The organism is Streptomyces sp. GQ60, from assembly GCF_059758875.1.
Map to the genome: position 1 here is coordinate 625,904 of NZ_JCAXEG010000002.1, position 25,510 is coordinate 651,413.

A 25,510-nucleotide genomic window follows, 5' to 3' on the forward strand; every position below is an offset into this window, starting at 1 on the left:
CAACCTTGCCAACCCCCATTGGCACTCTTACATTCAACTCGTCGGTAACAAAAAAACGGTGCACAGCCGAACATAAGGGACGATCTCATGGCAGATTCCCCCAAGTTATCCGAGAGGGCCGACGATGCGGGCAGGGTCCGCTGGCGCCGGTTCGCCCTACTGACCCTCCCCGCCGTCGCCGTGACCGCCGGCCTGGGCATCGCCCTCGGACAGGGCGCGCTCGCCGCCTCCTTCGCCGTCTCGGGCCAGCAGTTCAAGGTGTCGGCGAAGAGCCTGACGGGCGAGGGGTTCGCCCAGTACGGCAGCGTGGACGTGAACGCCCGCGAGGAACTCATCCCGGTGGCGGTCACCGCCATCAAGGAGGCCAAGCTGCACAGCCTCTGCCAGTCGGTGGTGACCACGCTCCCGATCATCGGGGACATCTCGCTCAACCTCACCGCCGGCCAGAAGGCCCCCGTCGAGGCGAGCAACCTCTTCGTGGACGCCACCCAGCTATCCGGTGACGCGGTCTTCACCAACATCGAGATCGGCCGCGACGCCTCCACCCTCGACAAGGGGCCGGCGGACGCGGTGGGCATGCAGGACCTGTTCGCCCAGCAGGCCGACACCGTCAGCATCACCGATCTCCGCCAGACGGCCTGGGCGACCAACGCGGGCACCTTCAAGCTCTCCGGGCTGCACATGAACATCAGCAAGGGCAAGAAGGAATGCTTCTGAGCCGCTGGCGGCGCTGGCGGCGCGGCCGGCCCTTCTGGGGCGGGCTGTTCGCCATCCTCGCCGGGGCCGAGATCTGCGCCCTGCCGCTCGCGCCCTTGAAGATCATGCTCCAGCAGGGGGTGGCGGGGATCCCGTCGGTCCTGATGGGCATCGTCATGATCGTGCTCGGCCTCACCGCCTGGTTCTCCCCGCCCCAGCGCGCCCTGGCCGGCGTCCTCACCACCCTCATCGCCACGGCCGCGCTGGTCCTGTCGAACCTCGGCGGATTCCTGATCGGCACCCTGCTCGGCATCCTCGGCGGCGGCCTGATGTTCGCCTGGCAGCCGTACGCCGCCCCGCGCCCCGGCGCCGCACCGGACCCGGAGGCATCCGGGCCCGGCACCCCCACGGCCGAGTCCCCCGCGGCCACCTCACCCACCGCTACGTCCCCCACGTCCGCTCCCCCACAGCACCACTATCCCCAAGGAGCACAGCCATGAGCCGTACGCGCACCACCACCCTCGCGCTCGCAGCGGCCGCCGCGGCCGGAGCCATGTCCCTCGCCCCGGTCTCCGCCACCGCCCTGCCCTTACCTCTGGCCGGGTCGACCACCGTCACCCCGGCCGGGCACGCCTTCAAGGCCACCCTCAGCGGGAAGGCCACCCTCAAAGCCGGCTCCGTCACCGTCACTTGTACGGTCTCGGTGTCCACCGGCGCGGTGCCGGCCGCCCCCGGCAACCACAACGCGGCGGGTCCCGTCTCCTCCCCGATCTCCCCGCCCACCTACAGCTCCTGCACCTCGAGCATGTGGGGCGTGACCCCCACGGTCACCACCAGCGGGGCCTGGAAGGTGTCGATGCAGCACGGCTCCCCCATCACGGCCACCATGACCGTGCCCCCGGGCGGGCTCGTCGTCCACACCACCGGCCTGGCCGTCTGCACCGTCACCGCCGCCCCCTCCGGACCGGCGAGCGTCCCCGGCGCCTGGACGAACGGCGCCCCGCCGAGCCTGACCTTCACCAACGCCTCGGTGCCGGTCACCGTCACCGGCGGCTTCGGCTGCCCGACGAGCGCCACCGCGTCCATCTTCAACGCCGTGTACAAGGTCACCGACACCACCGACCCCGCGCAGCAGATCACCGTCGGCCCCTGACGCCCCCGTGCACGAGGAAGCCCGCCGGCCCCGGACCGCTCCGGGGCCGGCGGGCCTTCGTGCGACCGTCGCTCTTCGAACCTGCCCGGGAAAAGCCGTTGCCCCGGGGCGATTGGCCGGTAAAGCTCGAGGGCATGTCACAAAGCAGCGCAGAAACCCGTACGCCCACCCGACGCGGCGTCGCCGACCTGTTCACCGCCGGCGGCCGCCTCGCGGCGATCCCGCGCAAGGCGGCCCGCCGGGAGCAGTTGCTCGTCCACCTCAGCGAGACCCTCTTCGAGGCGGACCGCGCGTACACGGAGCCCGAGGTGAACGGTCTGCTGCTCACCGTCCACGAGGACTGCGCGGCGCTGCGGCGGTACCTGGTCATCGCCGGGCACCTCACCCGGACGCGCGACGGCTCCGGCTACCGGCGGGCCACGACCACCCTGTAGTGCGTCGTCAGCCGGCCGTCCTCACCGATCACGTGGAAGGCCACGGCCGGCGGCTCGTCCGTGTGGATGTACTCGCCCTCCCCCGAAGCCGCCTCCCAGGGGAGCCGCGTCGTCGACACGACGCCCGGAGCCACGAGCAGCGGCCGCCCCGCGAAGGTGGTCGCCGCGCCGGTGTGGGCGTGTCCGCACAGGAACGCCGCCAGGTGCGGGTGCCGCTCGGCCAGCGCCGCCAGCCGCTCCTCGCCGAACTGCCGGATGCCGTCGACGTACGGGATGTGCAGCGCGACGGGCGGGTGGTGGAAGGCGACCAGGACGGGCACCTCGCGCGGGGTCTCGGTGAGCACCCCGTCCAGCCAGGTGACCGTCGAGTCCTCCAGGTACCCCCGGTGTTCACCGGGTACGGACGAATCGCACACCGCGAGGACGAAGCCGTCGCCGCGCAGCACTTGGTCGACCGGGGCCGCGGACGGGCGTTCCTCCCCCAGCAGGCCGCGCCGGAAGGCGGCGCGGTCGTCGTGGTTCCCGGGGCAGACGACCAGTGGATGGCGGGAGCCGAGGGCCTTGCGCGCCTCCTCGTACTCCTCCGTGCGCGCGTGATCGGCGATGTCCCCGCTCACGAGCACCGCGTCGAGCTCGTACGGGAGCCCCTCCAGGTACTCCATGACCACGCGGGTCCGCTCGGCGGCCCGGTCTCCGCCGTCGAGGTGGACGTCACTGAGGTGGGCTATCACGATCACGGGCGATGGCTCCTTCGGTACGGAAGCTGGGATTGCATGCCCGCGGCACTCCGGCCTCGGGCCGGGCGTTGAGGCAGGAGACGTGCGGCGAGCGGCGCGCGGCGAGGCGGCACCTCCACGGAGCCGAGCCGAGTCGCGACCGTCCACGCCCGCTCACCTCGACCATCCGAGGGCCCTCCTCCACCAACTCGCCTCCCGGCCGGCCGGGCCCGGCGAGGACCTCCGTCGGCGACCAGCCCCCGGGTCGCTGCCGGGATCACCGTCAACTCCCGCCCCCGGAAGCGGTGGTGCGTCGGCCGCCTTCGAACGCGGGAGGAAGAGCTCTAGCTTGACGTGCTCGGCGACCACCACTTCTCGATCGTTGCACTTGAGAGCCAAGGAGAAGTCGTGGACCGCCGAACGGTCGGAGGCGAGGGTGACGAGGAACCGATCGGCCTCGCCGCTCTGGACGAACTGGGAGAGCGGCACCGAAACCCGGTACGCGCGACCTGCCGACGGCAGGACCGTCGAGTACGCGTGCCCCGGCGGCAGGTACGCCCCGATCCGGGGAGGACCGAGGTACAGGTGGAGCATGCCGCGGACCGAGTTGCTCGAACGGACCGGCGTGCCGTCCGGGCCCGGGTGCGTGTACTCCAGCGTCCCTTCGACGTAAGCGGCTTGCCGGTCGGCGAAGGGGCCGAGGACGGAGCGGATCGTGGCCCGACTGGGCTCTGGAGCCATGAGACCTGCCCCCGCGAGCGATCTCTTCAGCCTCTCGAAGGCCTTCGTGTCCACACCGCACGAACGGAGCGCGTCCGCCACGGACCAGGAAGAGGAGGAGCGCCGGTCTCGGAGGGATTCGAGACCGGAGGAACGCAGCACGAACGGGCCTCCGACGGGCCTCGACGCCCCCGGCGCGGTGAAGAGGGAGAACGTGAGGGTGCAGTCCTCCAGCGGACCCCATCCGTCGTTGCGCACCGTGATGGAGGTGCTGAGGTACGTGAGGACGGGGATGGTGCGCAGATCCGGCGCGGAGGACCTGACATCCAGGATGGCCTCGTGGAGCAGGATCGCCTCCGAGGTGTTGTTGACCACTTTGACGTCCAGGACCGGCCATCGGAATGCCTGTCCCCACGCGCCCTCCAAGGTCGCCCCGGAGCGCAGGCTGCTGAGATAGCCGTTCACCGGCCGGATCACCAGGCCGGACGCGGCTCGCGACACCTCGTACGAGATGTCGGCCGGCCGTCGCTCGTCGGTGTGGACGCCGATGACCACCGTCGGCCGGCCCGGCTGCGGCGGGCCGGATCCGAAGTGGATGCCGCCGTGGACGGTGGAGGCGTTGATCGTGATGGGGCTCGTGTTCCCGGAGTGGTTCAGCCCTGCGTCCGCTCCGGCGCCAGAGGGGGGTTGATGACGGCTCCCCCGTTGATCACCCCCGCGGCGATCGAACCCGGCATGCTCCGGATCTCGACGTTCCCGGCCGCCGACAGGCCGCCGTCGCCGCTGGAGACACCACCGCCGGCCGCGATCCGAGCCAGCAGTTCCTTCAGCTCGGCCGCCGCTCGCACCTGGTCAGCGGCGTCTCGGCTGCCTGCCAGGGCACCCTCGAACCGGGCCCGCCACAGGGCCTCGTGGTACGCGGTCACCTCGGCCAGCCCCTCCGGAGCCGCCTCCCCGACCGCCCGCGCGGTCGCGTCGAGGAGCTCGAACTCCTGGGGCGCTCGCGAACTGTCCGACCGGCTGAACCACTGTGCGACCAGCACTCTCGTCCCGCCCCACGCGTCGGTGGCCGCGGCCTGCACCACCGCCGCACCACCAGCCGCGGCCAGCGCTGCCAAAGCCTCCGTCAACACGTTGCCCCCTCGCTCCGTCCATCCGACTGCGCGCAAACGAAGCATAGGAGACGCCCCAGCCCCACAACAGCCGTTCCTGATCACGCCGTTGATCACCCGGCTGATCAGCCCCCCCGCCTGCCGCATCGGCCGACCGTCAGTGCTGAGGAGCCCAGAACGCCGTCGGCCGGCCTGCCCCCGGCGCGAGCTCCTGCCAGGTGCCCGACAGGGTGAAGACGACGACGGCCGCGGTGGGGAACCCTTCGCGAATGCGGTGGCGAAGCCTCTTCACGTCTTTCTCGTCCGTCCCGGCCTTCCCGTCCTTCCCGCACAGTGCAACGGCCAGTTCGTGGATGCCGGGATTGTGGCCCACCATCAGCAGGCCCATGACGGCCTCGTCCGTCTCGCCCAGTACGTCCATCAGGACATCGGCGGGCTTTTTGTACAGCCGGTCCTCGTAGACGACGGGAGGCGGTTCGCTCAGCCCGGGCGCGAGGAGGTGCCATGTCTGCCGGGTCCTCAGCGCCGACGAGCACAGCGCGAAGTCGAGCGGGTATCCGGACTCCGCGAGCCACGCACCCGTCTTCGGGGCCTCGCGTCGGCCGCGGTCGGCCAGTGGCCGGTCGAAGTCGGGGGCGGCGTCCTTGGGCACGGACTTGGCGTGCCGTACGAGCACGAGCCGGCGTTCGCCTCTGATCGCGGTCACGGTCTCCTCCTCCTGCCCTTGCGGATGGCCCCGCTACCCCGGCGTCCTCCTGCCTCGGGACCGTGCGGCAGCGGGCTCACTCGGACGTCACCGCGGAGAACGGGCTGTCGGCCAGTTCGGCCAGCAGATCGGCCGGGTCACGGTAGGCCGCAGCGGCTCCCGCCTCCTCAAGGTCGCCGCGCGGAATGCCGCCGCAGAGCAGCCCGACGGCGGCCACGCCGGCTCGTACCGCTGCCTTCATGTCCCACACGGTGTCGCCGACGAAGACGGCGCGTTCGGGCGGCGCCCCCGCCAGTTCCAGGGCGTGGTGCAGGGGCTCGGGGGCGGGCTTGCCCTGCTGGACGTCGTCGGAGGTCGCGGTGTCGGTGATGGCGTCGTCCGCATCGATGGCCCGGCGCAGAGCCCGCAGTTCGGTGTCCTTCGCCGAGGTCACGAGCAGGACCTTCCAGCCCGCCTCCGACAGGGTCCGCAAGAGGTCGGCCGCCGAGTCCAGGGCGGGGAGCCGGTCGAAGTAGGTCGCGTACAGGGTGTCGTGGGCGGTGCTCATCAGCTCGTCGTCGCCGCGGTCGCGATCGTCCTCGAGGAGGTGGTCGAGGAGGTCTTCGCCCGGCAGGCCGATGGCCCGGTGGATGTCGTGCATCGGTACCCGGTGGCCGTGCTGGCGCAGGGCCTCCCACCAGGAAACGACGTGGAGGTGGTTGGTGTCCGCGAGGGTGCCGTCGACGTCGAAGAGGGCGGCGCGGTTGCGGCTCATGGCGGCGGCCTCCTACGGTCGCGGATCTGTCGTCGTGCGGCCGGGCCGGATGCCTGCCCGCTACGGCACGCCTGCCCAGTCGGCTGCGCTTCATACCGGCGCTCTGGCGTACGCACCTGCCGCCGCGGCCGTACGTACCTCGATGACGACGGGCTGTGACTGGTCAGCGGCCCTCGTCGTCCGGTGTCTCCCACGATTGCGCGCGCCCGCGCGCCGCGGGGTTCTGCTCGGCCGGCCGTGCCGGGGCCTGCCGACGCGCGCTGCGCCGGCTGCCGTACCAGAAGGCGGCGAGCAAGAGGGCGACGACCGCCACACCCGCGAGGATGAGGAAGAGCGAGGACCGGCCTTCGGCCGCGAAGATCTCGATGGCGAACATGATGCGCTCCTACCCCCGATCGTCTGGAACATCGGCAGGACGCGCCGTGCCGGTTCCGGCTCGCAGGCGACTCCGGGTCACGGACGGCTCCGGGTCACAGATGGCTCCGGCTCCCGTGGGGCCGCGCCCAGTGGGCGTGCAGGGAAGCTCTGGCTTCGGTGGGGAGGCACCGGGTGAGCAGCTCCCTGCTCTTGGTGCGCGAGGAGCCTGCCACCTTCATCGGCCGGCCGGCCATGAGGGCCCGGTACCCCTGGCGGGCGACGAGCGCCGGGTCGTCCTTCCGCGACCTTCCCAGACGGGTGTCCAGCATCCCGGCCCGTACGAAGAACCGGGTGTCCGTCGCACCCGGCATCAGAGCCGTGACCGTGACGCCTGTGCCCCGCAGCTCCTCGCGCAGGGCGCGGGCGAAGGAGAGCAGGAAGGCCTTGGAAGCGTTGTAGACGGCGTTGTAGGGCCCGGGCAGCTCGGCGGCGACCGAGGAGGTGATCAGCAGCCGGCCTTCGCCCCGTGCGGCCATGTCCGTCAGGAGGTGCCTGGCCAGGTGCACGGTGGAGGACACATTGACGTCGATCACCTCGGCCGAATCCCCCGGGTCCGTCTCCAGGAACGCGCCGGCCCGGCCGATGCCCGCGTTGAGGAAGGCGGCGCTCACGGGCCGGTCGTGGGTGCGCAACTCGCTGACGAGCAGCCCGACGCCGTCGGCGGCGGCGAGGTCCGTGCGCACGGCGTGGACCGCGGTGCCGTGCACGCGCAGCCGGTCCGCCGCCTCGTGGATGAGCTCGTCCTCGGCCGCCACCACGAGGTCGTAGCCGTGGCGCGCGCATTCACGCGCCAGCTCCAGACCGATGCCGCTGGAGGCTCCGGTGACGAGGGCGAGAGGGCGTTCCTGGGTGTCCATGAGCTGAGTGTCCATGAGCTGGGTGTCCATGAGCTGCGGCTACCCGGCCGGAGGCCGTGCACTCACCCCGCCGCCCCGGGAACCCCGGTGCGCGCCTCCGTCCGGTGCCCGTGGGCCGAGGGGGCGGCGTCCCGGTCCGGGGCGAGGGGCGCGGTTTCCATGCCCGCTCCGCCCCGGAGGCCGGAGAGGAACTCCTCGAAGGCCTCCACGGCGGTGCGCCGGGGCTCCCACGCGAGTTCCTCGCGCGCCCGGGTGCAGTCCATGAGCGGCAGGCGCAGCACGGCGTCGAAGAGGCCGGGAGCGGCGGGCACCAGGCGCAGCCGCCAGGCCACGGCGAGGGCGGCCCGTAGCGGAGCGGTGGGCATCCGCAGGGTCCGCGCGTCGAAGAGGCCGGCCAGGACGGTGGCGTCCAACGGCGGGTCGGCCGCCAGGTTGAAGGGGCCGCGCACCGGGCGGGTGACGGCGGCCAGGTAGGCGGAAGCCGCGTCGTCGGTGTGCAGGGCCTGGAAGCGCAGCCCCCGCAGGTCGGGCACGACGGGCACGAGGCCGGGCCGGACGAGCCGCCCCGGCAGCAGCCGTCCGGCGAAGATCCGGCGCTGCTCGGAGGCGGACTCCCGCTTGAAGAGGAAGGCGGGGCGCATCCGGACCACGCGGACGTCCGGATGGTCTCGTTCGTAGGCGTCGAGTACCCGTTCGAGGTAGGCCTTCTCCCGCGTGTACGCGGCCTTCGGCCAGCCGTGGGTGGGCCAGGACTCGTCAACGGCACTGTCCTTGGGGCCGGGTGAGTACGCTCCGACCGAGGAGGCGTGGACCAGGGCGGGTACGCCCGCCGCGGCCACCGCGTCGAAGACGCGGATGCTCCCCAGGACGTTGGTGCGCCAGGTCTCGTCCGGACGGTGGGTGGGCTGGAACTTCCAGGCGAGGTGGATCACGGCGTCCGCACCGGCGAGGAGCGGTACGAGGTCGTCCCCGCCCGGCTCGATGTCGACCGCCCGCCACTCGGTCTTGGCCGGCCGCCAGCGCGGCACCCGCCGTGCCAGGCCGAGCACCGAGCCCACCGCCGGGTCTTCGGACAGGGCCTGTACGACGCTGGTGCCCACGTTTCCGGTCGCCCCGACGACCACCACGCGCGCCGCGCCCGCCTCACGCACGGACTCCGGGTGCCGTGTCATGTCCGGCTCCTCCCTTCACGGGGGCCGGGCCCGCACGCCGGCCCGGCCCGGTTTCGTCTCACATGCTCCGGAGCGCGGGCAGGAGTTCCGCCTCGGCCCATTTCAGGAACGGCTCCTGGCGGTCGCCGCCGATCTGGACGAGGGCCACCTCGGTGAACCCCGCTTCCGCGTAGGGACGTACGGCGTCGACGAACGCGTCCACGTCGGCGCCGCAGGCGATCGCCCCGGCGACGTCCTCGGGCCGGGTGTGCTGCGAGGCCTGCTCGAAACCGGTGGGCCCCGGGAGTTCGGCGTTGACCGCCCAGCCTCCCAGTGCCCAGCGGAACTGGTCGTGCGCCCGGGCCACCGCCGCTTCGCGGTCGGTGTCGTAGCTCACGGGCACCTGGCCGACGCGCGGTTTTCCCGCTCCGCCGTGGGCGTCGAAGGCTTCCAGGAGCTCCCGCTCCGGCTCGGTGGCGATGACGAGGTCGCCGCACCGGCCGGCGAGCTCGCACGAGCGGGGCCCCGAGACGGCTATGCCGATGGGGGGCGGCCCGTCGGGCACGTCCCAGAGCTTGGCGTTCTCGACGTCGTAGTGGGCACCGTGGTGGCTCACGTACTCGCCGGTGAACATGCGCCGGATGATGTCGACGGCTTCGTCCAGCATCTCCAGGCGTACGTGGGCGGCGGGCCAGCCGGCGCCGACGATGTGCTCGTTGAGGTTCTCGCCGGAGCCCAGGCCCAGCCGGAACCTGCCCTGGGACAGGAGTTGCATCGTCGCCGCCTTCTGCGCGACGACCGCAGGGTGGTACCGGAACGTCGGGCAGGTCACGTACGTCATGAGCGGTATCCGGGAGGTCGCCTGCGCGGCCGCTCCGAGGACGCTCCACGCGTACGGTGCGTGCCCCTGTGAGCGCAGCCAGGGGAAGGAGTGGTCCGAGATGACCGCGAAGTCGAATCCCGCCTCCTCCGCTCCCACGACGTGGGCCACCAGCTCACGCGGCCCGGCCTGCTCGGTCATCATCGTGTATCCGATGCGCACCGCCATGTCGGTCCTTTCCCTCGCTCCTGGGCGCGGCGCCAGGCGCTGGAGCGTCACCGCTCCCGTCTGGCCGACGTCACCCCGACCACACGGCGCCTGCCCACACGGACGCGATGCACACCACGGTTCCAGAACCGTCCCGTACCCGAGGCGGCCGGCCGGGAACGCACGACCGGCCGGCAGCCACACCCGCGGCGCGCACCGGGGCATCCCCGGCTCACCCCCGGCGCGCCCCACCGGACCGACCTTCCCCCCGACGTAGCGTGGGCCGGGGCCGATTGCCGAGAGCCCCCTCACCCTGAAGCGAAGGTGACCGCGCATGAGGCGGGAACAGGGAAGCGGCCGGGACGTGATCGTGATCGGTGCGGGCGCCGCCGGCCTCGCCTGCGCCGCGGACCTGCTGGCAGCGGGCCTCCGCGTCAGCCTGCTGGAGGCCTCGGACGCGGTCGGCGGGCGCATGCGCACCGACCGCTCCTCCGGCTTCGTCACCGACCGCGGTTTCCAGGTGCTCAACACCGCGTACCCGCAAGTCAAACGCCGTCTCGCACTCCGCCCCCTGCGCCTCAGGCCCTTCACCCCGGGCGTGCTCGTCCACACCGGCGGCGGCCACCTGCTGCGCTTCACGGACCCCACCCGGCGGCCTCGCGAGAGCCGCGACCTGCTTCCCGGCCGACTGGCCACGGCCCGGGACCTCGCCGCGCTCGGATTCCTCACCGCGCAGGACACGCTCCTGCCGCCGCGCCTCCTGCGCGCGCGGCCCGACCGGACGACCCTCGCCGCGCTGGCCGAGGCCGGGATCTCCGCCGGGCTGGTCGAGACCTTCCTCAGGCCGTTCCTGTCCGGGGTGTTCCTGGAAGACCGCTTGGAGACCTCGTCCCGGTTCTTCCACTTGGTCTGGCGCAGCATGGTGCGCGGCACCCTGTGCCTGCCCGCCGACGGCATCGGAGCGGTCCCCTCCCAGCTGGCCGACCGCCTTCCCCCAGGCGTCCTCGGCACCGGAACCCCGATCGCCCGGCTGACCGACGACGGGGTGGTCCTGGCGGACGGTACCGAACGCCGGGCCCGGGCCGTCGTCGTCGCCACCAACCCGGCTGCCGCGGTCCGGCTGCTGCCCGGGCTGAGGGTGCCCGCCGGCCGTACGGTCACCACCCTGTACCACGCCGCCGATCGCTCGCCGCTGCGAGAGCCCACGCTTCTGATCGACACGCGGCGCCGGTTCCTCAACACCTGCGTGCTCAGCGAGGTGCACCCCGGCCATGCCCCCGACGGCCGCGCACTCGTTGCCACCTCCGTCCTCGGGGCACCGGATCCCACGGAGGAGGCAGTCGTCCGGGCCGCGCTCGCCGAAGCGTACGGAGCCGACACGGACACTTGGCAGTTGGTGAGGCGGCACACGGTTCACGACGCGCTTCCCGCCATGCCCCCGCCCCTTCCGCTGATCCGGACGACCAGGTTCGGGCCACACCGGTACGTCTGCGGCGACCACCGGGCGACGGGCTCGCTCCAGGGTGCCCTGGCTTCCGGTTCCAGGGCCGCCCGCGAAGTCCTGGCGGACTTCGACCGTTGAACGGCCGCTCAACGGCCGCATCCGTACCGGCCCTTCCGGGAGAAGACAGCGGTACGGGCAAGCAGCGGTGGTCCCCTCGGCCATCGTGGCGCAGCCCGTCAACTGTTGAGATGGATCTACAGGAGCGCCATGTCCGCCTCGTCACGGTTCACCCGATGGCTGATCCCTGTCGTCCTGCTCGTCGCCTGGCTGCTCGTCGGAGGCGGACTGGGCCCGTACGCGGGCAAGCTCGGCGAGGTGGCCGCCAACGATCAGACGGCCTTCTTGCCCCGCAGTGCGGAGTCCACCCGGGTCGTCGAGGCGCAGCGGGCCTTCAGGCAGGACGAGAGCCTGCCTGCGGTCGTGGTGTGGACCGCGAAGACGCCGGGCGGGAAGCTGGGGGCCCGGCAGCAGGACGACGCCACACGGGCCCTGGCCGGTCTCGGCCACGCCGGGTTCGCGGCCGGTCCTTCCTCCCCCGCCGTCCTCTCCGCCGACGGGCAGGCGCTCCAAGGCGTCGTACGGCTCAAGCCCGACCTCGGAGAGGAGCTGCCCCGCGCTCTGGGGGAGATCGCGGCGACCGCGGCAGCGGTCCCCGGGACCACCGCGCAGGTGGCCGGCCCCGCGGCCGCCCAGGCCGATCTCGCCGACGCCTTCGCCGGGATCGACGGGCTCCTGCTGGGCGTCGCCCTGGTCGCCGTCCTGCTGATCCTCCTGCTGGTCTACCGCAGTCTGCTGCTACCCGTAGTGATCATCATCGGGGCGGTGTTCTCCCTGGGACTCGCCTGCGCGATCGTCTACGTGCTCGCGGACCGGGGCATCGTCCGCGTCGACGGGCAGGTGCAGGGCATCCTCTCGATCCTGGTGATCGGCGCGGCCACCGACTACGCCCTCCTCCTCGCGGCACGCTTCCGCGAGGAACTCCGGGCCCGCTCGGACAGGTTCGCCGCGGTAAGGGCGGCCCTGCGGCGGTCCGCAGGCCCCATCACGGCGAGTGCGGGCACCGTCGCCCTCGGCCTGCTCGCCCTGCTCCTGAGCGACCTCACCAACAACCGCGCCCTCGGTCCCGTAGGGGCCATCGGCATCGTGTGCGCGGTGCTGAGCACCCTCACCTTCCTGCCCGCCGCCCTCGTCCTGCTCGGCCGCGCCGCCTACTGGCCCGCCAAGACCGGCCACACCGCCGACGACGGCACCGGCACCGGCAGCGGCACCGGCACCGGCACCGGCACCGGCATCTGGAAGACCGTGGCGGCCGTGGTGGACCGTGCCCCGCGCAAGGTCTGGGCCCTCAGCCTCGCCGTCCTCCTGGCCTGCGCCGCCTTCGCCCCCACGCTCAACGCCAAGGGCGTGCCGCTGGAGGAGGTGTTCGTGAACGACGCCCCGTCGGTGGCCGCCCAGCAGACCCTGAGCGAGCACTTCCCCGGCGGATCGGGCAATCCGGCCGTCGTGATCGCGGACGCCGACCGGATCGACGAGGTCACGCGGGCGGCCGAGCGGACCGAGGGCGTCGACGCCGTCACCCCCCTCACCGCACCGGGGCCGGCGGGCGGCCCCCCGCTCGTGGCAGGCGGGAGGGTCCGCCTCGACGCCACGCTCGAAGCACCGGCGGACAGCAGGTCGGCCCAGGAGACCATCGTCCGACTGCGTCAGGCGGTCCATGCCGTACCGGACGCGGACGCGATCGTCGGCGGCTACAGCGCGCAGCGGTACGACACCCAGCGCACCGCCGAGCACGACCGCACGCTCATCGTCCCCGTCGTGCTCGTGATCATCCTGATCATCCTCGCCGTACTGCTGCGCTCGGTGCTGATGCCCGTGCTCCTCGTCGCCACCGTCGCCCTCAGCTTCGTCGCGACCCTGGGCGTCTCCGCGATCGTGTTCCAGCGGCTCCTCGGGTTCAGCGGCACCGACTCGTCCGTCCCGCTGTACGGCTTCGTCTTCCTCGTGGCCCTCGGGGTCGACTACAACATCTTCCTGATGACCCGGGTCCGCGAGGAATCCCTTCTGCACGGCACCCGCCAGGGCGTGCTGAGAGGCCTGGTGGCCACCGGCGGCGTGATCACCTCCGCGGGTGTCGTCCTCGCAGCCACGTTCGCCGCGCTCGGTGTCATCCCGCTGGCCTTCATGCTCCAGATCGCCTTCATCGTGGCCTTCGGCGTACTCCTCGACACCCTCGTCGTCCGGTCCCTGCTCGTGCCGGCCCTCGTGCGGGACATCGGCCCGGCCTCATGGTGGCCGGGCGCGCTCAGCCGCGCCCGCGGCAAGGACGATCAGCAGCATTGAACCGGGTTCCGGGCGGGCAGGACACCACCATGGACAAGTCCTCTGCCGGAGACCGGACCCTACGGGCCCGGCTCGGCGCGACGCTGTTCAGCCGGGTGGCGGGACCGTCCGGCCCGGCCAACCGCGCACGGATCCACACCGCACCCGGACCCCGGTGGTTCGGCCCCGACCGCCCCATCCGCACGGTCCACGGCGACGCCTCGATGTTCATAGGAGGCCTCAGCGCCCTCCTGCTCCAGTCCCTGCACCCGCTCGCCATGACCGCCGTGGCGGCACACTCCGGCTTCCGCGGCGACCCGTGGGGCAGGCTGCAGCGCACCAGCACCTTCCTCGCCGTCACCACCTACGGCACGGCTCAGGACGCACAGCGCGCCGTCGACGGGGTCCGAGCGGTCCACGAACGGGTGCGGGGCACCACGGCGGCGGGCGAGCCCTACCACGCGGCCGATCCCCACCTGCTGGGCTGGGTGCACGCCGCGGAGGTCGACAGCTTCCTTCGCGCGCACGAGCGCTTCGGAGCGCACCCGTTGGACGCGGCCGGATACGACGCCTACGTCGCGGACACCGCGCGCGTGGCAACGGCTCTCGGCGTGGTGGGCCCGCCGCGCGACCGGGCGTCGCTGATGTCCGTTCTCGCGCGATACCGGCCGGAGTTGCGGGCCACGCCCGAAGCCCTCGACGCGGCCCGCTTCCTCCTCCGCCATCCGCCACTGCCCTGGCCGGCCCGGGCCCCGTACGCCCTGCTCGCCGCGAACGCGGTCGCCCTGCTGCCCCCGTGGGCCCCGGGCATGCTCGGCCTGCGCCCCGTGACCGGCCCGGTGGAGACCTGCGTATCCCTGTCAGGGCACGCCCTGACAGGGACGATCCGGTGGGCGATGACGCCACCGCCCCGACAGCCCCGACCGCCCCGACAGCCGCACTGAGCCGTCGCGCACGGACCCCGGGCGACCAAGCGGCGGCGGTACTGCTGCGCGGGTGGTCTCTCGCACCACCCATGCGGGGTACTCGTCCGCGGCGTCGCCCTCCCTGGAGCCGCGCAGACGCTAGTGATAGGGACATGAGCAACGAGAATCCGCCCCCGGACGCCCTGAAGGCGAAGCACCGTGCGATGTGGGCGCTGGGCGATTACCCCTCCGTAGCGTCGAACATCGTCAACGAGCTGGGTGGCGAGCTGGTGCGGGCGTGCGGCATCCGGCCGGGTGACCGCGTCCTCGATGTCGCGGCGGGCTCCGGGAACGCGTCCATCCCCGCGGCCCTCCTCGGCGCCGAGGTCGTCGCCTCCGACCTCACGCCCGAGCTCCTCGAGGCCGGCCGCCGGCTCGCGGAGACGCACGGCGCCCGGCTTGACTGGCGGGAGGCGGACGCGGAAGCCCTGCCCTTCGCGGACGGCGAGTTCGACACGGTGATGTCCTGCGTCGGCGTCATGTTCGCCCCGCACCACCAGGAGGCGGCCGACGAGCTGGTCCGGGTCTGTCGGCCGGGCGGCACCATCGGGCTGATCAACTGGACCCCGGCGGGGTTCATCGGGCAGATGTTCGCCACGATGCGTCCCTACGCTCCACCGCCGCCGCCCGGTGTCCAGCCGCCACGCCTGTGGGGCGACCCGGAACACGTGCGCACCCTGCTCGGGGACCGGGTGGGCGACTTCGACGCCCGTCCGCAGACGCTGCGTGTGGACCGCTTCGCGCGGCCGGAGGAGTTCCGGGAGTACTTCAAGGCCTCCTACGGGCCGACCATCGCCACGTACCGCTTCGTCTCCGAGGAGCCCGACCGGGTGTCCGCCCTCGACTCGGCCCTCGACGACCTGGTCGCGCGGCACCTCGTCGACGGAGCCATGGACTGGGAGTACCTCCTGGTCACGGCCCGACGGGCCGACTAGCCGGCCGGCCCCGCAGGGCTGGACCGCGGGCGCTGCGCGACCCGGACCGGGTGGCGGCCCTCGCCGGGGTCGGGGTGCCAGCGCTGGTGGTGGCATTCGAACACGATCCTGTACGTCCCGCCGCACCCCGGCCGAGGGGCTGCCGACGTGCTGCAGGACGGCCGCTTCGCGCGGGTGGCCGGGGCGCCGCACGGCGGACCGCTGACCCGTCCGAAGGAGACCGCCGACGCCGGGATGACGGGATGAGCTGCCTCACCGAACAGTGACAGCGGCCCGCGCCCGCGCCAGGGGACGGCCGCGGGCGCGGTGTCGCGCGGTCAGGTACCGGTTGAACCGTCCGGTCCCGTCGGCAGCACCGCGTCCAGCCTGCGCCGCAGGTGGGCGCGTTCGGGTTCGGTACCGGCCAGGTCGAGCGCCTCACGGTAGGCCTCGGCGGCCTCGGGCAGACGGCCGAGCCGCTGCAGCAGGTCTCCTCGGGCGGCCGGGTAGGGGTGGTGGCCTCGCAGCTGATGCTCGCCGGCCAGGTCGTCGAGCAGGGCCAGGCCGGCCTGCGGGCCGTCGCGCATGGCCACCGCCACCGCCCGGTTCAGTGCGACGACGGGGGACGGCGTGAGCGCGAGCAGTACGTCGTAGAGCACGACGACCTGCGGCCAGTCGGTGGTGGCGAGGTCTGCGGCCTCGTCGTGCAGGGCGGCGATGGCGGCCTCCACCCCGTACGGGCCGGGTGGTCCACCCGTCAGCGCGGAGACCACCAGAGCACGGCCCTCCTCGATCATCGGCCGGTCCCAGCGGCCGCGGTCCTGGTCGCCGAGCAGCACGGGCTCGCCGTCCGGGCCGGTACGGGCCTCCCGCCTGGCGTGGGTCAGGAGCATCAGCGCGAGCAGACCGGCGGCCTCCCGCTCAGCGGGCAGCAGCCGGCGCAGGATCCGCGCCAGCCGGATGGCCTCCTCCGCGAGGTCGAGCCGCTGCAGCTGCGGGCCCGAGCTGGCCGCGTACCCCTCGGTGAAGACCGAATAGACGACCTGGAGCACCCCCGGCAGGCGCTCGGGGAGCTCGTCGGCGCCGGGCACCCGGAAGGGGATGCGCGCCTCGCGGATCTTCTTCTTCGCCCGCACGATCCGCTGCGCCATCGTTGCGGGCGGCACCAGGAAGGCACGCGCCACCTCGGGCGTCGTCAGACCTGCCAGGCAGCGCAGGGTGAGCGCCGTGCGGTCCTCGGCCGCGAGAGCCGGGTGCGCGCAGGTGAAGAACAACTGCAACCGCTCGTCGGGCAACTCGCCGTCGGCATCAGCGGGCGGGGCGGGGTCAGCCCGCTCCGCCTCCACCTGAAGGACGGCCAGCCGGGCGGCGTACGCCTGGTCCCGCCGCAGGCGGTCGACGGCCTTGCGCCGGGCCGTGGTGAGCAGCCATGCCCCGGGCCTGGCCGGAACGCCCTCGACCGGCCAGTGCTCCAAGGCCGCCTCGACGGCCTCGGAGGTGACCTCTTCGGCCAGGTCGAGATCGCCGAACCGGCGGACGAGGGAGGCGAGCAGCCGGCCGCGCTCCTCACGGAACACCGCCTCCACGGACGACCTGGCGGAAGACCGATGGAACGACCCGGCGGACGGGCCGCGGTCGGCGATCCCCTCGTCCCCCACCGTCAGACTCCGAAGTCGGCGATCGGACGGACGACGACCGATCCGCTGCCGCGCGCGCCGGGACAACGGGCGGCCCAGTCGAGCGCGACGTCCAGGTCCGGTACGTCGATGACGTAGAAGCCCCCGAGAACCTCGCGGCTCTCCGCGAACGGCCCGTCGGTGACGACCCGCCTGCCGTCCTGCCCGACCCGCACCGTCGTGGCGGTGACCAGGTCCGCGAGCGACTCACCGGACACCCGGATCCCCGCCTCCCTCACCTCTTTGTCGTAGCCCATCCAGTCCTCGACGGTGCACTCGGCGGCCCCGCCGTCCTCACCGATCGCACCAGCGTTGATCAGCAGCATGTACTTCATGGTCCGGCTCCTGTCAGTCCTGTCGTTCCCGCGCACGGCGAGTCGCCGTACACCATGACGACGAACGGGACGCGGTCGAATCGACACCGCCCCGAAGATCTTTTCGGGACGCTGACCACGGTATGCACGGCAGCGACCGGATCCTGTCCGGCCCGCCGACCTGCCCGCCCCGGGCCACGGGAACCGGAAGGGCTTCGCCCGCCCGCCCCGGGGGTAAGGGACGCGAACACCGGTGCGACGGGGCCGCGGGGCGCGGAGGACGGGGTGGCGGGGTGCGCAAACGGACAGGGGTGCGGGTGTCGGCGGGGCCGCGGGGCGCGGGATGACGGCTCCGGGCCCCCGCCCGGCGACGGGCGTGGTCAACCGGGTGCGTGCGGCCCTGGCCGCGGCCGGGGGCGCGCTGGGGATCCTCATCGGGATCTACGCCGACGAGGCCCGCGCCGTGCTCGCCTGGGCCGGAGCGCACGCCGCCGCGCCGGCCGGTGCCGCGCTGCTCTGCGCGGGCGCCGGCTTCGGCCTCGGGTGGTGGAGCGGCGCCAGGGCGGGTCCCGGCGGCCGGGACGCGGGGCCCCAGGTGGTCGAGGGTTCCTTCGAGATCAGTGCCGACGACTTCGACGTGGACCTGCCGGCGGACCACATGGTCTTCGGCCGCCGGCTGCGCTACCTGGAACGGGCCACGGCTTCGCGTGACCTGGTGGTCCTGCTGCACGGCCTGGGCACGGACGCCTCGGAGTTCCGCCCGTACATGGCCTCGGCCCGGCCGCACACCGTCGCGCTGACGGCGTTCGGTCACCATCCGGAGGAGGCGCGGGACGCGCGCTACCGGCCGATCGGCCTGACCACGCACACCGAGTTGATCGCGGGCGCCATCAGGGCGCTCGCCCGGCGCCACCCGGGCAAGCGGCTCGTGCTCGTGGGGTTCTCGTACGGGGCAGACACGGTGCTGCGGCTGGCCGAGCAGTGGGCGGAGCATCCGGAGCAGCGGCCCTCGCTCGCGGGGGTGTTGCTGCTGGATCCGAACATGAACCGGTCCACCCTCCCCGTCACCCGGGCCCTGGCCGGGTTGGACCTGTCCGATCCGGCGGCGGCGCTGCGCGGGATCGTGGCGGGGACCCGGGACCTGGACGCCCTCGCGAACGTCTGCGACTACCTGCACCGGATCGCCGGGAAGGACCTGGCGCAGGTGTGCCGGCATGCCGGTGAGGTGTGGGAGGACGCGGAGGAGGTGGGGGGCTACGAGCGGTTCGTGCGCCGGTGCGAGCGACTGCGGTCGGTGTGCGGGGGGCCGGTGCGGATCCATTTCTCCACGCGCTTCGAGACGCATTTCAACGATCTGGTCGCCCACGCGCGACGGCGTGGTGTGCGGGGTGTGTTCGACCTGCGGCGGACCGACCACTTCGCGTTGTGTGCGGAGCCCGCGCTGCGGCCCCAGGTGGAGGCCCTGGTGGCGGGTTCCCCGGCCCCCGCTCCCGAGGGGTGAGCGGGGGGGCCGGGGGGTGGGCCGGGGCACGGGTGCGCCGGGGCGCCGAGGCGCCGGGCTGACTCGAAGCGGCCGTCGTCCTCGGGCGCCTATCCCCTGTACTCCTCCAGCAGCCGCAGCCAGATCTCGCTGATCGTCGGGAACGCCGGAACCGCGTGCCACAGCCGCTCGATCGGCACCTGGCCCGCGACCGCGATGGTCGCCGCGTGCAGGAGCTCGGCCGCGCCCGGCCCGACGAAGGTGGCGCCGAGCAGGATCTCGCGGTCCAGGTCCACCACAATGCGGGCGCGGCCCCGGTAGCCGTCTGCGTACAGGCCCGCTCCGGACACCTTGCCCAGGTCGTAGTCCACGGCCCGGACCCGGTGGCCGGCCCGCTCGGCCTCCGCGAGGGTCAGGCCCACCGATGCGGCCTCCGGGTCGGTGAACACGGCCTGCGGGAGGGCCTCCGTATCGGCGGTCGCCGCGTGTGCGCCCCAACGGCCCGTGTCGAGGGGTGCGTTGCCCGCCGCGCGGGCGGCGATGACGGCGCCCGCGATCCGGGCCTGGTACTTGCCCTGATGCGTGAGCAGCGCCCGGTGGTTGACGTCGCCGACCGCGTACAGCCAGTCGGTCCCCGGGACCCGGCAGCTCTCGTCCACCGCGATCCACCCGCCCGGGGTGAGCCCGACGGTGTCCAGCCCGATGTCCTCGGTGCGCGGGGTGCGCCCCGTCGCCACCAGGAGCTCGTCGCCCTCCAGCGTCTCGCCGCCTTCGAGCACCACGGTGACGGGCCCGGTCGAGCCGTCCCGTACGACGGACTCGACGGCCACGCCCGTACGGACCACCGCGCCCGCCTCGCGCAGCGCCTCGGCGACCAGCTCCCCGGCGAAGGGCTCCATGCGCGGCAGCAGCCCGGAGCCCCGTACGAGCACGGTCACCTCGGAGCCGAGGGCCTGCCAGGCCGTGGCCATCTCCGCGGCCACCACCGAGCCGCCGACGATCAGCAGCCGGCCCGGCGCCGCCTGAGCCGACGTGGCCTCGCGGCTGGTCCACGGGCGGGCGCCTTCGATGCCCGGCAGTTCCGGGACGGCCGCCCGGGTACCGGTCGCGACGACGACCGCGTGCCGGGCGGCGAGCACGTGGTGCTCCCCCTCCGGGCTGGTGACGGCGACCTTGCGGACTCCGTACAGCCGCCCGTGGCCCCGGTACACGTGGGCGCCGACCGACTCCAGCCAGTCGACCTGGCCGTCGTCGTTCCAGCTCCCGGTCCAGTAGTCGCGGTGCGCGAACACCGCTTGCGCGTCCAGGGGACCGGCCACAGACCGCGCGAGACCGGGCACCCGGCGCGCGTCGGCCCGGGCCAGCACCGGGCGCAGCAGCGCCTTGCTGGGGATGCAGGCCCAGTACGAGCACTCGCCGCCCACCAGCTCGCTCTCGACCAGCGCCGTGCTCAGCCCGGCGGCGCGGGTCCGGTCCACGACGTTCTCGCCGGCCGGGCCCCCGCCGAGGACCACTACGTCGTACTCCACCGCTTCGCTCATCTGGCCAGTCTCACGGCACGACGCGGGCCCGTCACGCAATCACGCGTCCGGCGTGCCGGGGTCAGGCGTCCGGTGTGCCGGGCTCGTCGGCCGCCGCGCCGGCGGCGCCGCCCTGCTCGGCGGCGATCTTCGTCCGCACCTCGTCCATGTCGAGGGCCCGGGCCTGGGTGATGAGGTCCGTCAGTGCCGCCTCGGGCAGCGCGCCGGGCTGCGAGAAGATCGCGACCTGGTCCCGGACGATCATGAGCGTCGGGATGGAGCTGATCTGGAACGCGGCCGCGAGCTCCTGCTGCGCCTCGGTGTCCACCTTGGCGAAGAGCAGGTCGGGATTGGCCTCGGAGGCCTTCTCGTAGACCGGGGCGAACTGCAGGCAGGGACGGCACCAGCCCGCCCAGAAGTCGATCAGGACGAACGAGTTCTCGCTCACCGTCCGGTCGAAGTTCTCCTTGGTGAGTTCGACGGTAGCCACGGTATTCCAGACCTCCAGAGTGCTGTGCCGCTCGTTTCCCTGAGCTGCTTGTTTCCCCTGAACGAACGACCGGCCCGAAGCATTCCTGGCCGCGCCCGGGAACTCGGCGGACGGCCTAGAACGGATGCCCGCCCGGGGTGGCGCGGAGCGTGGTCCAGCGCAGCTCGGTGAAGGCGTCGAGGTTCGCCTCGCCGCCGAAGCGGGCGCCGGTGCCGGACGCGCCGACTCCGCCGAAGGGGGCCACCGCCTCGTCGTTCACCGTCTGGTCGTTGACGTGCGCGATCCCGACCGGGATCCGCCCCGCCAGGTCCAGCCCACGTGCCGCGTCGCCGGTCACGATCCCGAGGGAGAGCCCGTAGGGGCCGGCCGAGGCCAGCTCCACGGCCTCGGCCTCCGTCGCGAAGGACCGTACGGGTGCCACCGGGCCGAAGACCTCCTCCGTATAGGCCGGGCTGTCGTCGCCGGCGTTCGCCAGCACCGTCGGCCGGTAGAAGAGGTCCTGGTGGTCGCCGCCGGTGACGAGTTTGGCGCCCTGTGCGGTGCTGGCTTCCACCAGCCCGTGCACCCGGTCCAGCTGGGACCGGTCGATGAGCGGCCCCAGGTGCACCCGCTCGCGGTACGGGTCCCCGACCGCGAGCTCCTCCGCGCGCGCGGCGAGCCGCTCCACGTACTCGTCGTAGAGCGAGGCGTGCACGAGGTGCCGGCCGGCCGTCATGCAGATCTGGCCCTGATGGAAGAAGGAGCCCCAGGAGGCCTGCGCGACGGCCGCCGCCACATCGGCGTCGCGGAGCACGACGAGCGCCGAGTTCCCGCCCAACTCCAAGTGCGCACGCTTGAGGTGACGGCCCGCCAGCGCACCGACGGCCCGCCCGCTCGCGGTGGATCCGGTGAACGACACCACCCTGACGAGGGGGTCGGCGACCACCGCCGCCCCCGTCTCGGCGCCGCCGGGCAGGACGTGCAGCAGTCCGCCCGGCAGGCCGGCCGCCGCGAAGACGGCGGCGAGTGCGAGCCCGCCGCTGACGGCGGTACGGCGGTCCGGCTTGAGGAGCACCGCGTTGCCGAGGGCGAGCGCGGGCGCGACCGAGCGGATCGAGAGGATCAGCGGTGCGTTGAAGGGCGCCACCACCCCCACCACACCGACCGGTTCGCGGCGGGTGAAGGACAGCCGCGGCGCCTCGCTGGGCAGCACCTGCCCGGCCGGACGCGAGGCCAGGGCCGCGGCCTCGTAGCACTCCTGCGCGGCGACGTGCAGCTCGAAGTCGGCCTTGCCCGGGATGGATCCGGATTCCCGGACCAGCCAGTCCCGCAGCTCGCCGGCGTGCGCGGTGAACACGTCGCCGGCCCTGCGCAGCACCGCCGCCCGCTCCGGGTGGGTGGCCCGCGCCCAGTCCCGCTGGGCCGCGTGGGCCCGTACGGCGACCTCCGCCACATCGACCGGAGCGGCCAGGTCGATGGTCGCGAGGGTCTGGCCGGTGGCGGGTTCGACGACCGGGGCGGTGCCTCCGGTGAGGGTGGGTCCGTCCTGCCAGAGCGTCGGATCGAGGAGCGGCATGGCGCGGGGCCTCCGGGTGCGGGGAGCGTGGCGGGGGGTGGCGGCAGCACGCGCCATCGTGCCACCCCACCGCACCGGAGGCATCAATTCCCTTCACTTGCTGCGCAGTTGCCGCCCGACTATGACCGGAAATGATCGACTGCCCGGAGTCGGCGCCTCACCGCCTCACTGGATCACCGCATCACCGCATCACTGGATCAGCGCTCCAGCCGGATCAGCGCTCCAGCCCGATCAGCGCTCCAGAACGAGGGCGATGCCCTGCCCCACACCGATGCAGAGGGCCGCGATCCCGGTACCGGATCCGGCGGCCGCGAGCTGGTGCGCCACCGAACCCGCCAGCCGGGCGCCCGAAGCACCGAGCGGGTGCCCGATCGCGATGGCCCCGCCGCGCGGGTTGACCACGGCCGGATCCAGCTCGGGCCAGGCCGCGAGGCAGCCCAACGCCTGTGCGGCGAAGGCCTCGTTGAGCTCAAAAGCGGCCAGATCGGCGAATCCGCGCCCCGCCTTGGCGAGCGCGCGCTCGACGGCCTCCACCGGCCCCAGGCCGAAGAGCTGGGGCTCGATCCCGGTGACGGCCGACGCGCTGATCCGGGCCAACGGCTCCCGGCCCGTGGCGGCGAGGCCCTCCTCGTCCGTCAACAGCAGTGCAGCGGCCCCGTCGTTGAGCGGCGAGGCGTTGCCCGCCGTGACCGTGCCGGTGCCGTCGCTCCGGAAGGCGGGCTTCAGGCGCGCGAGCGCCTCCGGGCCGGAACCCTCGCGGATGCACTCGTCGCGCAGCAGGTCCACGCCCGCGTACGGAACCACCTCGGCGTCGTACTGCCCGGCGGCCCAGGCGGCCGCCGCCTTGCGGTGGCTCTCCAGTGCGAAGGCGTCCTGCGCCTCGCGCGTGATGCCGTGCTTGTCGGCGACGAGCTCGGCGCCCTCGCCGAGCGAACCGGCCCACTCCGCGGGCATGCGGGGGTTGGTCATCCGCCAGCCGAGCGTGGTGGACCACATCTGCTGGTGCCCCGCGGGGAAGGCGCGCTCCGGCTTCTGCACCACCCAGGGGGCCCGGCTCATGGACTCGACGCCCCCGGCGATGGCGACGGAGGCGTCGCCGAGCGCGATGGCGCGGGCCGCCTGGACGACGGCTTCGAGCCCGGAGCCGCAGAGCCGGTTGACGGTGACGCCGGGGACGGTCACGGGGAGCCCGGCGAGCAGCACCGCCATGCGGGCCACGTCGCGGTTGTCCTCGCCCGCGCCGTTGGCGTCCCCGAAGACGACGTCGTCGATGCGGGCCGGGTCCAGTGCGGGCGTACGGTCCACGAGCGCGCGCACCACGTGGGCGGCCAGGTCGTCGGGGCGGATCCCGGCGAGGGCGCCGCCGAACTTCCCGATCGGGGTGCGGACGGCGTCGACGACGTAGACGTCGCGGACGGTACGGATGCTCATGGAGTCCCTCCGAGGCGAACGGGAGGCGGCGCGGCACACCGACACCACTGTCCGGCCCGGCGCACGCTCCGCCCGCGCCCGGTGGGGCGCGCCCGAAGTCTCCGTCCCCCCGACCCCCCTGTCAACGGTCCCCCGCCCCCGACGGGGCCCCGACCTGCGCCCGGCCCCCTGGGACTCGGGCACCGGCGGGGCCGAAATGGCCCCGCGCGTCCGAGCCGACCCCGCCACGCCCAGCTCCGCCGGCGTTCGAGGCGCGGCCACGGCGCCGCAGCCGGCGGCGGGGCCACCACCCCCACCCGTAACCCTGCGGAGTCGCTCAGCGGCGACCCGGCGCTGGGGCACCCACCCACCCGGAGCGGAGCCACGAGCTCAGGTCGAGTCCCGCGGCACCGCCACCGCGGCCATCAGGTCGTGTCTGCGCACCGCCGCGGAGGGCTCCCGTACCGCCTGGTCCACCAGCGCCGCCAGCCGCTCCCCGGTCGGCATCTCGATCTGCACCGTGCTGAGCCTCGGCCGCAGCAACCGGCCTATCAGCAGGTCGTCCGCGCCCATGACGGCCACGTCCTCCGGCACCCTGAGCCCCACGTCCTGGAAGGCCCGCATCAGGAGCATGGCGTACTCGTCGTTGTACGCGAACGCCGCGTCGAGCCCCAGCGACCCCCACCCTTCGGCCAGCGCCGCCGCCGACTCCTCCGAGTAGGCCATCCGCAGGGCCACGACCTCCGCCCCGGCCACGGACCGCGCGCCCTCCAGCCGGGGCGTGGAGAACAGCCCCAGCCCCTCCTCCTCCGGAACGACCACGCCGATCCGCCGCCGGCCCCGGCCCACCAAGTGCTCCGCGGCCCGCGCGCCGACCTCCGCCTGGTCCATGACCAGCGCGTGGGCCCCGGAAACGGCTTCCGGCCCCATCGTCAGCACCGCGCGCGCCCCGGCCCGCTTGAGCGTGGCGACGTTGTGCGCGGACAGGGTGATCTCCCCCAGCGAGAGCACCGCGACCGGCCGCAGTTCGGCCCAGGCCCGCGCGGCCTCGTCACCGGTGAGGCCGAGGCTGCCGTACTGGACCACCGTGTAGTCGAGGGCGCGCAGCGCCCACTGCAACTCGTTGAGGAAGGTGCTGTACAGCGGGCCGATCGGCACGTGCGAGGTGGGCAGCAGCACGATGCGCGTGTGCCCGGCGCGCAGACTGCGGGCGGCCGCGTGGGGGACGTAGCCGAGCTCCTCGGCGGCCTCCCGCACCTTGCGGCGGGTCGGCTCGCTGATCCGTACGGCCTCCGCGTTGTTCAGGACGTACGAGACCGTCGCGCGCGACACTCCCGCGAGACGGGCCACGTCCGCGCTGGTCGGCACGGGCGCCGAGGACGGCGACGGCGGCGTGGGGGGCTTCGGCGGCTTCGATGACTGAGACATTGCCGTGGCATCTTTCCAGACCGGTTGCGCCCGGGGGCTAGCGGATGGCTGGAAACCAATGCTACACAGTGGTTACACGATTCACTGACACGTGTCACCAACCAGTCGCCCCGGCTTCACCAAGGGGTGTCACCCCACGTGCCGGTGCCGTGTCCAGCCGTGCCGCCGCCCTGCCGCGTTCCGTCGCACCCC

The 25,510-nt window shown here is 73.4% G+C and carries 25 protein-coding genes; 9 read left to right on the forward strand and 16 right to left on the reverse strand.

The genetic code is table 11. The annotated features are described in order from the left end of the window. Positions 1–87: 87 nt before the first annotated feature. The 4 genes from AC6CKD_RS07885 to AC6CKD_RS07900 all read left to right on the forward strand — a co-directional run bounded on the left by AC6CKD_RS07885 (position 88) and on the right by AC6CKD_RS07900 (position 2,283). Positions 88–717, forward strand: coding sequence for a DUF6230 family protein (locus AC6CKD_RS07885; RefSeq protein WP_498326058.1), 630 nt, complete (start codon positions 88–90; stop codon positions 715–717). Then, positions 708–1,196 carry a DUF6114 domain-containing protein gene (locus AC6CKD_RS07890; RefSeq protein WP_498326060.1) on the forward strand — a complete coding sequence of 163 codons (489 nt, stop codon included), beginning with the start codon at positions 708–710 and terminating at the stop codon, positions 1,194–1,196. Before AC6CKD_RS07885 ends, AC6CKD_RS07890 begins: the two co-directional genes overlap by 10 nt. Beyond that, complete coding sequence (locus AC6CKD_RS07895) at positions 1,193–1,849, forward strand: hypothetical protein (RefSeq protein ID WP_498326062.1); 657 nt, start codon at positions 1,193–1,195, stop codon at positions 1,847–1,849. The genes AC6CKD_RS07890 and AC6CKD_RS07895 overlap by 4 nt, the downstream gene beginning before the upstream one ends. Positions 1,850–1,983: 134 nt before the next feature. After that, positions 1,984–2,283 carry a DUF2087 domain-containing protein gene (locus AC6CKD_RS07900; RefSeq protein WP_498326063.1) on the forward strand — a complete coding sequence of 100 codons (300 nt, stop codon included), beginning with the start codon at positions 1,984–1,986 and terminating at the stop codon, positions 2,281–2,283. On the opposite strand, the gene AC6CKD_RS07905 is transcribed toward AC6CKD_RS07900, so the two are convergent. The 9 genes from AC6CKD_RS07905 to AC6CKD_RS07945 form a co-directional block, all read right to left on the reverse strand. Continuing rightward, a complete protein-coding gene (locus tag AC6CKD_RS07905; protein WP_498326065.1) occupies positions 2,256–3,020 on the reverse strand; it encodes a metallophosphoesterase in 765 nt (254 codons plus the stop codon). The two genes, AC6CKD_RS07900 and AC6CKD_RS07905, sit on opposite strands and share 28 nt — an antisense overlap. 153 nt (positions 3,021–3,173) lie before the next feature. After that, a complete protein-coding gene (locus AC6CKD_RS07910; protein WP_498326066.1) occupies positions 3,174–4,274 on the reverse strand; it encodes a hypothetical protein in 1,101 nt (366 codons plus the stop codon). Positions 4,275–4,372: 98 nt separating this feature from the next. Next, entirely contained in the window at positions 4,373–4,852 is a 480-nt protein-coding gene (locus tag AC6CKD_RS07915; RefSeq protein WP_498326067.1) for a hypothetical protein, read from the reverse strand. A 136-nt stretch (positions 4,853–4,988) separates the two neighbouring features. Continuing rightward, a complete protein-coding gene (locus tag AC6CKD_RS07920) occupies positions 4,989–5,537 on the reverse strand; it encodes a SixA phosphatase family protein (protein WP_498326068.1) in 549 nt (182 codons plus the stop codon). Positions 5,538–5,613: 76 nt separating this feature from the next. Beyond that, positions 5,614–6,291, reverse strand: a complete 678-nt coding sequence (locus tag AC6CKD_RS07925; protein WP_498326070.1) for an HAD family hydrolase — start codon at positions 6,289–6,291, stop codon at positions 5,614–5,616. A gap of 163 nt (positions 6,292–6,454) precedes the next feature. Further along, positions 6,455–6,667: a DUF6479 family protein gene (locus AC6CKD_RS07930; protein WP_498326072.1), complete on the reverse strand. Its 213-nt coding sequence runs from the start codon at positions 6,665–6,667 to the stop codon at positions 6,455–6,457. Between the two features lie 94 nt (positions 6,668–6,761). Next, positions 6,762–7,595: an SDR family NAD(P)-dependent oxidoreductase gene (locus AC6CKD_RS07935; protein ID WP_498326074.1), complete on the reverse strand. Its 834-nt coding sequence runs from the start codon at positions 7,593–7,595 to the stop codon at positions 6,762–6,764. 32 nt (positions 7,596–7,627) lie between these two features. Continuing rightward, entirely contained in the window at positions 7,628–8,737 is a 1,110-nt protein-coding gene (locus tag AC6CKD_RS07940) for an NAD-dependent epimerase/dehydratase family protein (RefSeq protein WP_498326075.1), read from the reverse strand. Positions 8,738–8,795: 58 nt separating this feature from the next. Further along, positions 8,796–9,764, reverse strand: a complete 969-nt coding sequence (locus tag AC6CKD_RS07945) for an LLM class F420-dependent oxidoreductase (protein ID WP_498326077.1) — start codon at positions 9,762–9,764, stop codon at positions 8,796–8,798. 313 nt (positions 9,765–10,077) lie between these two features. On the opposite strand from AC6CKD_RS07945, the gene AC6CKD_RS07950 reads away from it, so the two are divergent. The 4 genes from AC6CKD_RS07950 (at position 10,078) to AC6CKD_RS07965 (ending at position 15,466) form a co-directional block, all read left to right on the forward strand. Continuing rightward, on the forward strand, positions 10,078–11,325 hold the full coding sequence (locus tag AC6CKD_RS07950) for an NAD(P)/FAD-dependent oxidoreductase (RefSeq protein WP_498326078.1): 1,248 nt from the start codon (positions 10,078–10,080) through the stop codon (positions 11,323–11,325). 129 nt (positions 11,326–11,454) lie between these two features. After that, positions 11,455–13,587 (forward strand): MMPL family transporter, encoded by a 2,133-nt coding sequence (locus AC6CKD_RS07955; protein WP_498326079.1) that lies wholly within the window; start codon positions 11,455–11,457, stop codon positions 13,585–13,587. Between the two features lie 29 nt (positions 13,588–13,616). Beyond that, the gene (locus AC6CKD_RS07960) at positions 13,617–14,510 is read left to right on the forward strand and encodes an oxygenase MpaB family protein (RefSeq protein ID WP_498326080.1); all 894 of its coding nucleotides are present in this window, start codon (positions 13,617–13,619) and stop codon (positions 14,508–14,510) included. 134 nt (positions 14,511–14,644) lie between these two features. Further along, on the forward strand, positions 14,645–15,466 hold the full coding sequence (locus tag AC6CKD_RS07965; protein WP_498326082.1) for a class I SAM-dependent methyltransferase: 822 nt from the start codon (positions 14,645–14,647) through the stop codon (positions 15,464–15,466). Positions 15,467–15,783: 317 nt separating this feature from the next. On the opposite strand, the gene AC6CKD_RS07970 is transcribed toward AC6CKD_RS07965, so the two are convergent. Further along, a complete protein-coding gene (locus AC6CKD_RS07970; RefSeq protein ID WP_498326299.1) occupies positions 15,784–17,088 on the reverse strand; it encodes an RNA polymerase sigma factor in 1,305 nt (434 codons plus the stop codon). Between the two features lie 17 nt (positions 17,089–17,105). Further along, a complete protein-coding gene (locus AC6CKD_RS07975) occupies positions 17,106–17,456 on the reverse strand; it encodes a YciI family protein (RefSeq protein WP_498326084.1) in 351 nt (116 codons plus the stop codon). Positions 17,457–17,778: 322 nt separating this feature from the next. Between AC6CKD_RS07975 and AC6CKD_RS07980 the strand changes: the two genes are divergently transcribed. Next, complete coding sequence (locus AC6CKD_RS07980) at positions 17,779–18,936, forward strand: alpha/beta fold hydrolase (protein WP_498326086.1); 1,158 nt, start codon at positions 17,779–17,781, stop codon at positions 18,934–18,936. Between the two features lie 89 nt (positions 18,937–19,025). Here AC6CKD_RS07980 and AC6CKD_RS07985 read toward each other — a convergent pair whose 3' ends face one another. The 5 genes from AC6CKD_RS07985 to AC6CKD_RS08005 all read right to left on the reverse strand — a co-directional run bounded on the left by AC6CKD_RS07985 (position 19,026) and on the right by AC6CKD_RS08005 (position 25,318). Continuing rightward, positions 19,026–20,456, reverse strand: coding sequence for a dihydrolipoyl dehydrogenase family protein (locus tag AC6CKD_RS07985; RefSeq protein WP_498326087.1), 1,431 nt, complete (start codon positions 20,454–20,456; stop codon positions 19,026–19,028). A 61-nt stretch (positions 20,457–20,517) separates the two neighbouring features. After that, positions 20,518–21,051 carry a thioredoxin family protein gene (locus AC6CKD_RS07990; protein ID WP_498326301.1) on the reverse strand — a complete coding sequence of 178 codons (534 nt, stop codon included), beginning with the start codon at positions 21,049–21,051 and terminating at the stop codon, positions 20,518–20,520. Then, the gene (locus AC6CKD_RS07995) at positions 21,041–22,480 is read right to left on the reverse strand and encodes an aldehyde dehydrogenase family protein (RefSeq protein ID WP_498326089.1); all 1,440 of its coding nucleotides are present in this window, start codon (positions 22,478–22,480) and stop codon (positions 21,041–21,043) included. The genes AC6CKD_RS07990 and AC6CKD_RS07995 overlap by 11 nt, the downstream gene beginning before the upstream one ends. Before the next feature lie 231 nt (positions 22,481–22,711). Continuing rightward, the gene (locus tag AC6CKD_RS08000; protein ID WP_478688615.1) at positions 22,712–23,911 is read right to left on the reverse strand and encodes a thiolase family protein; all 1,200 of its coding nucleotides are present in this window, start codon (positions 23,909–23,911) and stop codon (positions 22,712–22,714) included. A gap of 369 nt (positions 23,912–24,280) precedes the next feature. Beyond that, on the reverse strand, positions 24,281–25,318 hold the full coding sequence (locus tag AC6CKD_RS08005; protein WP_498326091.1) for a LacI family DNA-binding transcriptional regulator: 1,038 nt from the start codon (positions 25,316–25,318) through the stop codon (positions 24,281–24,283). Between the last annotated feature and the right edge of the window lie 192 nt (positions 25,319–25,510).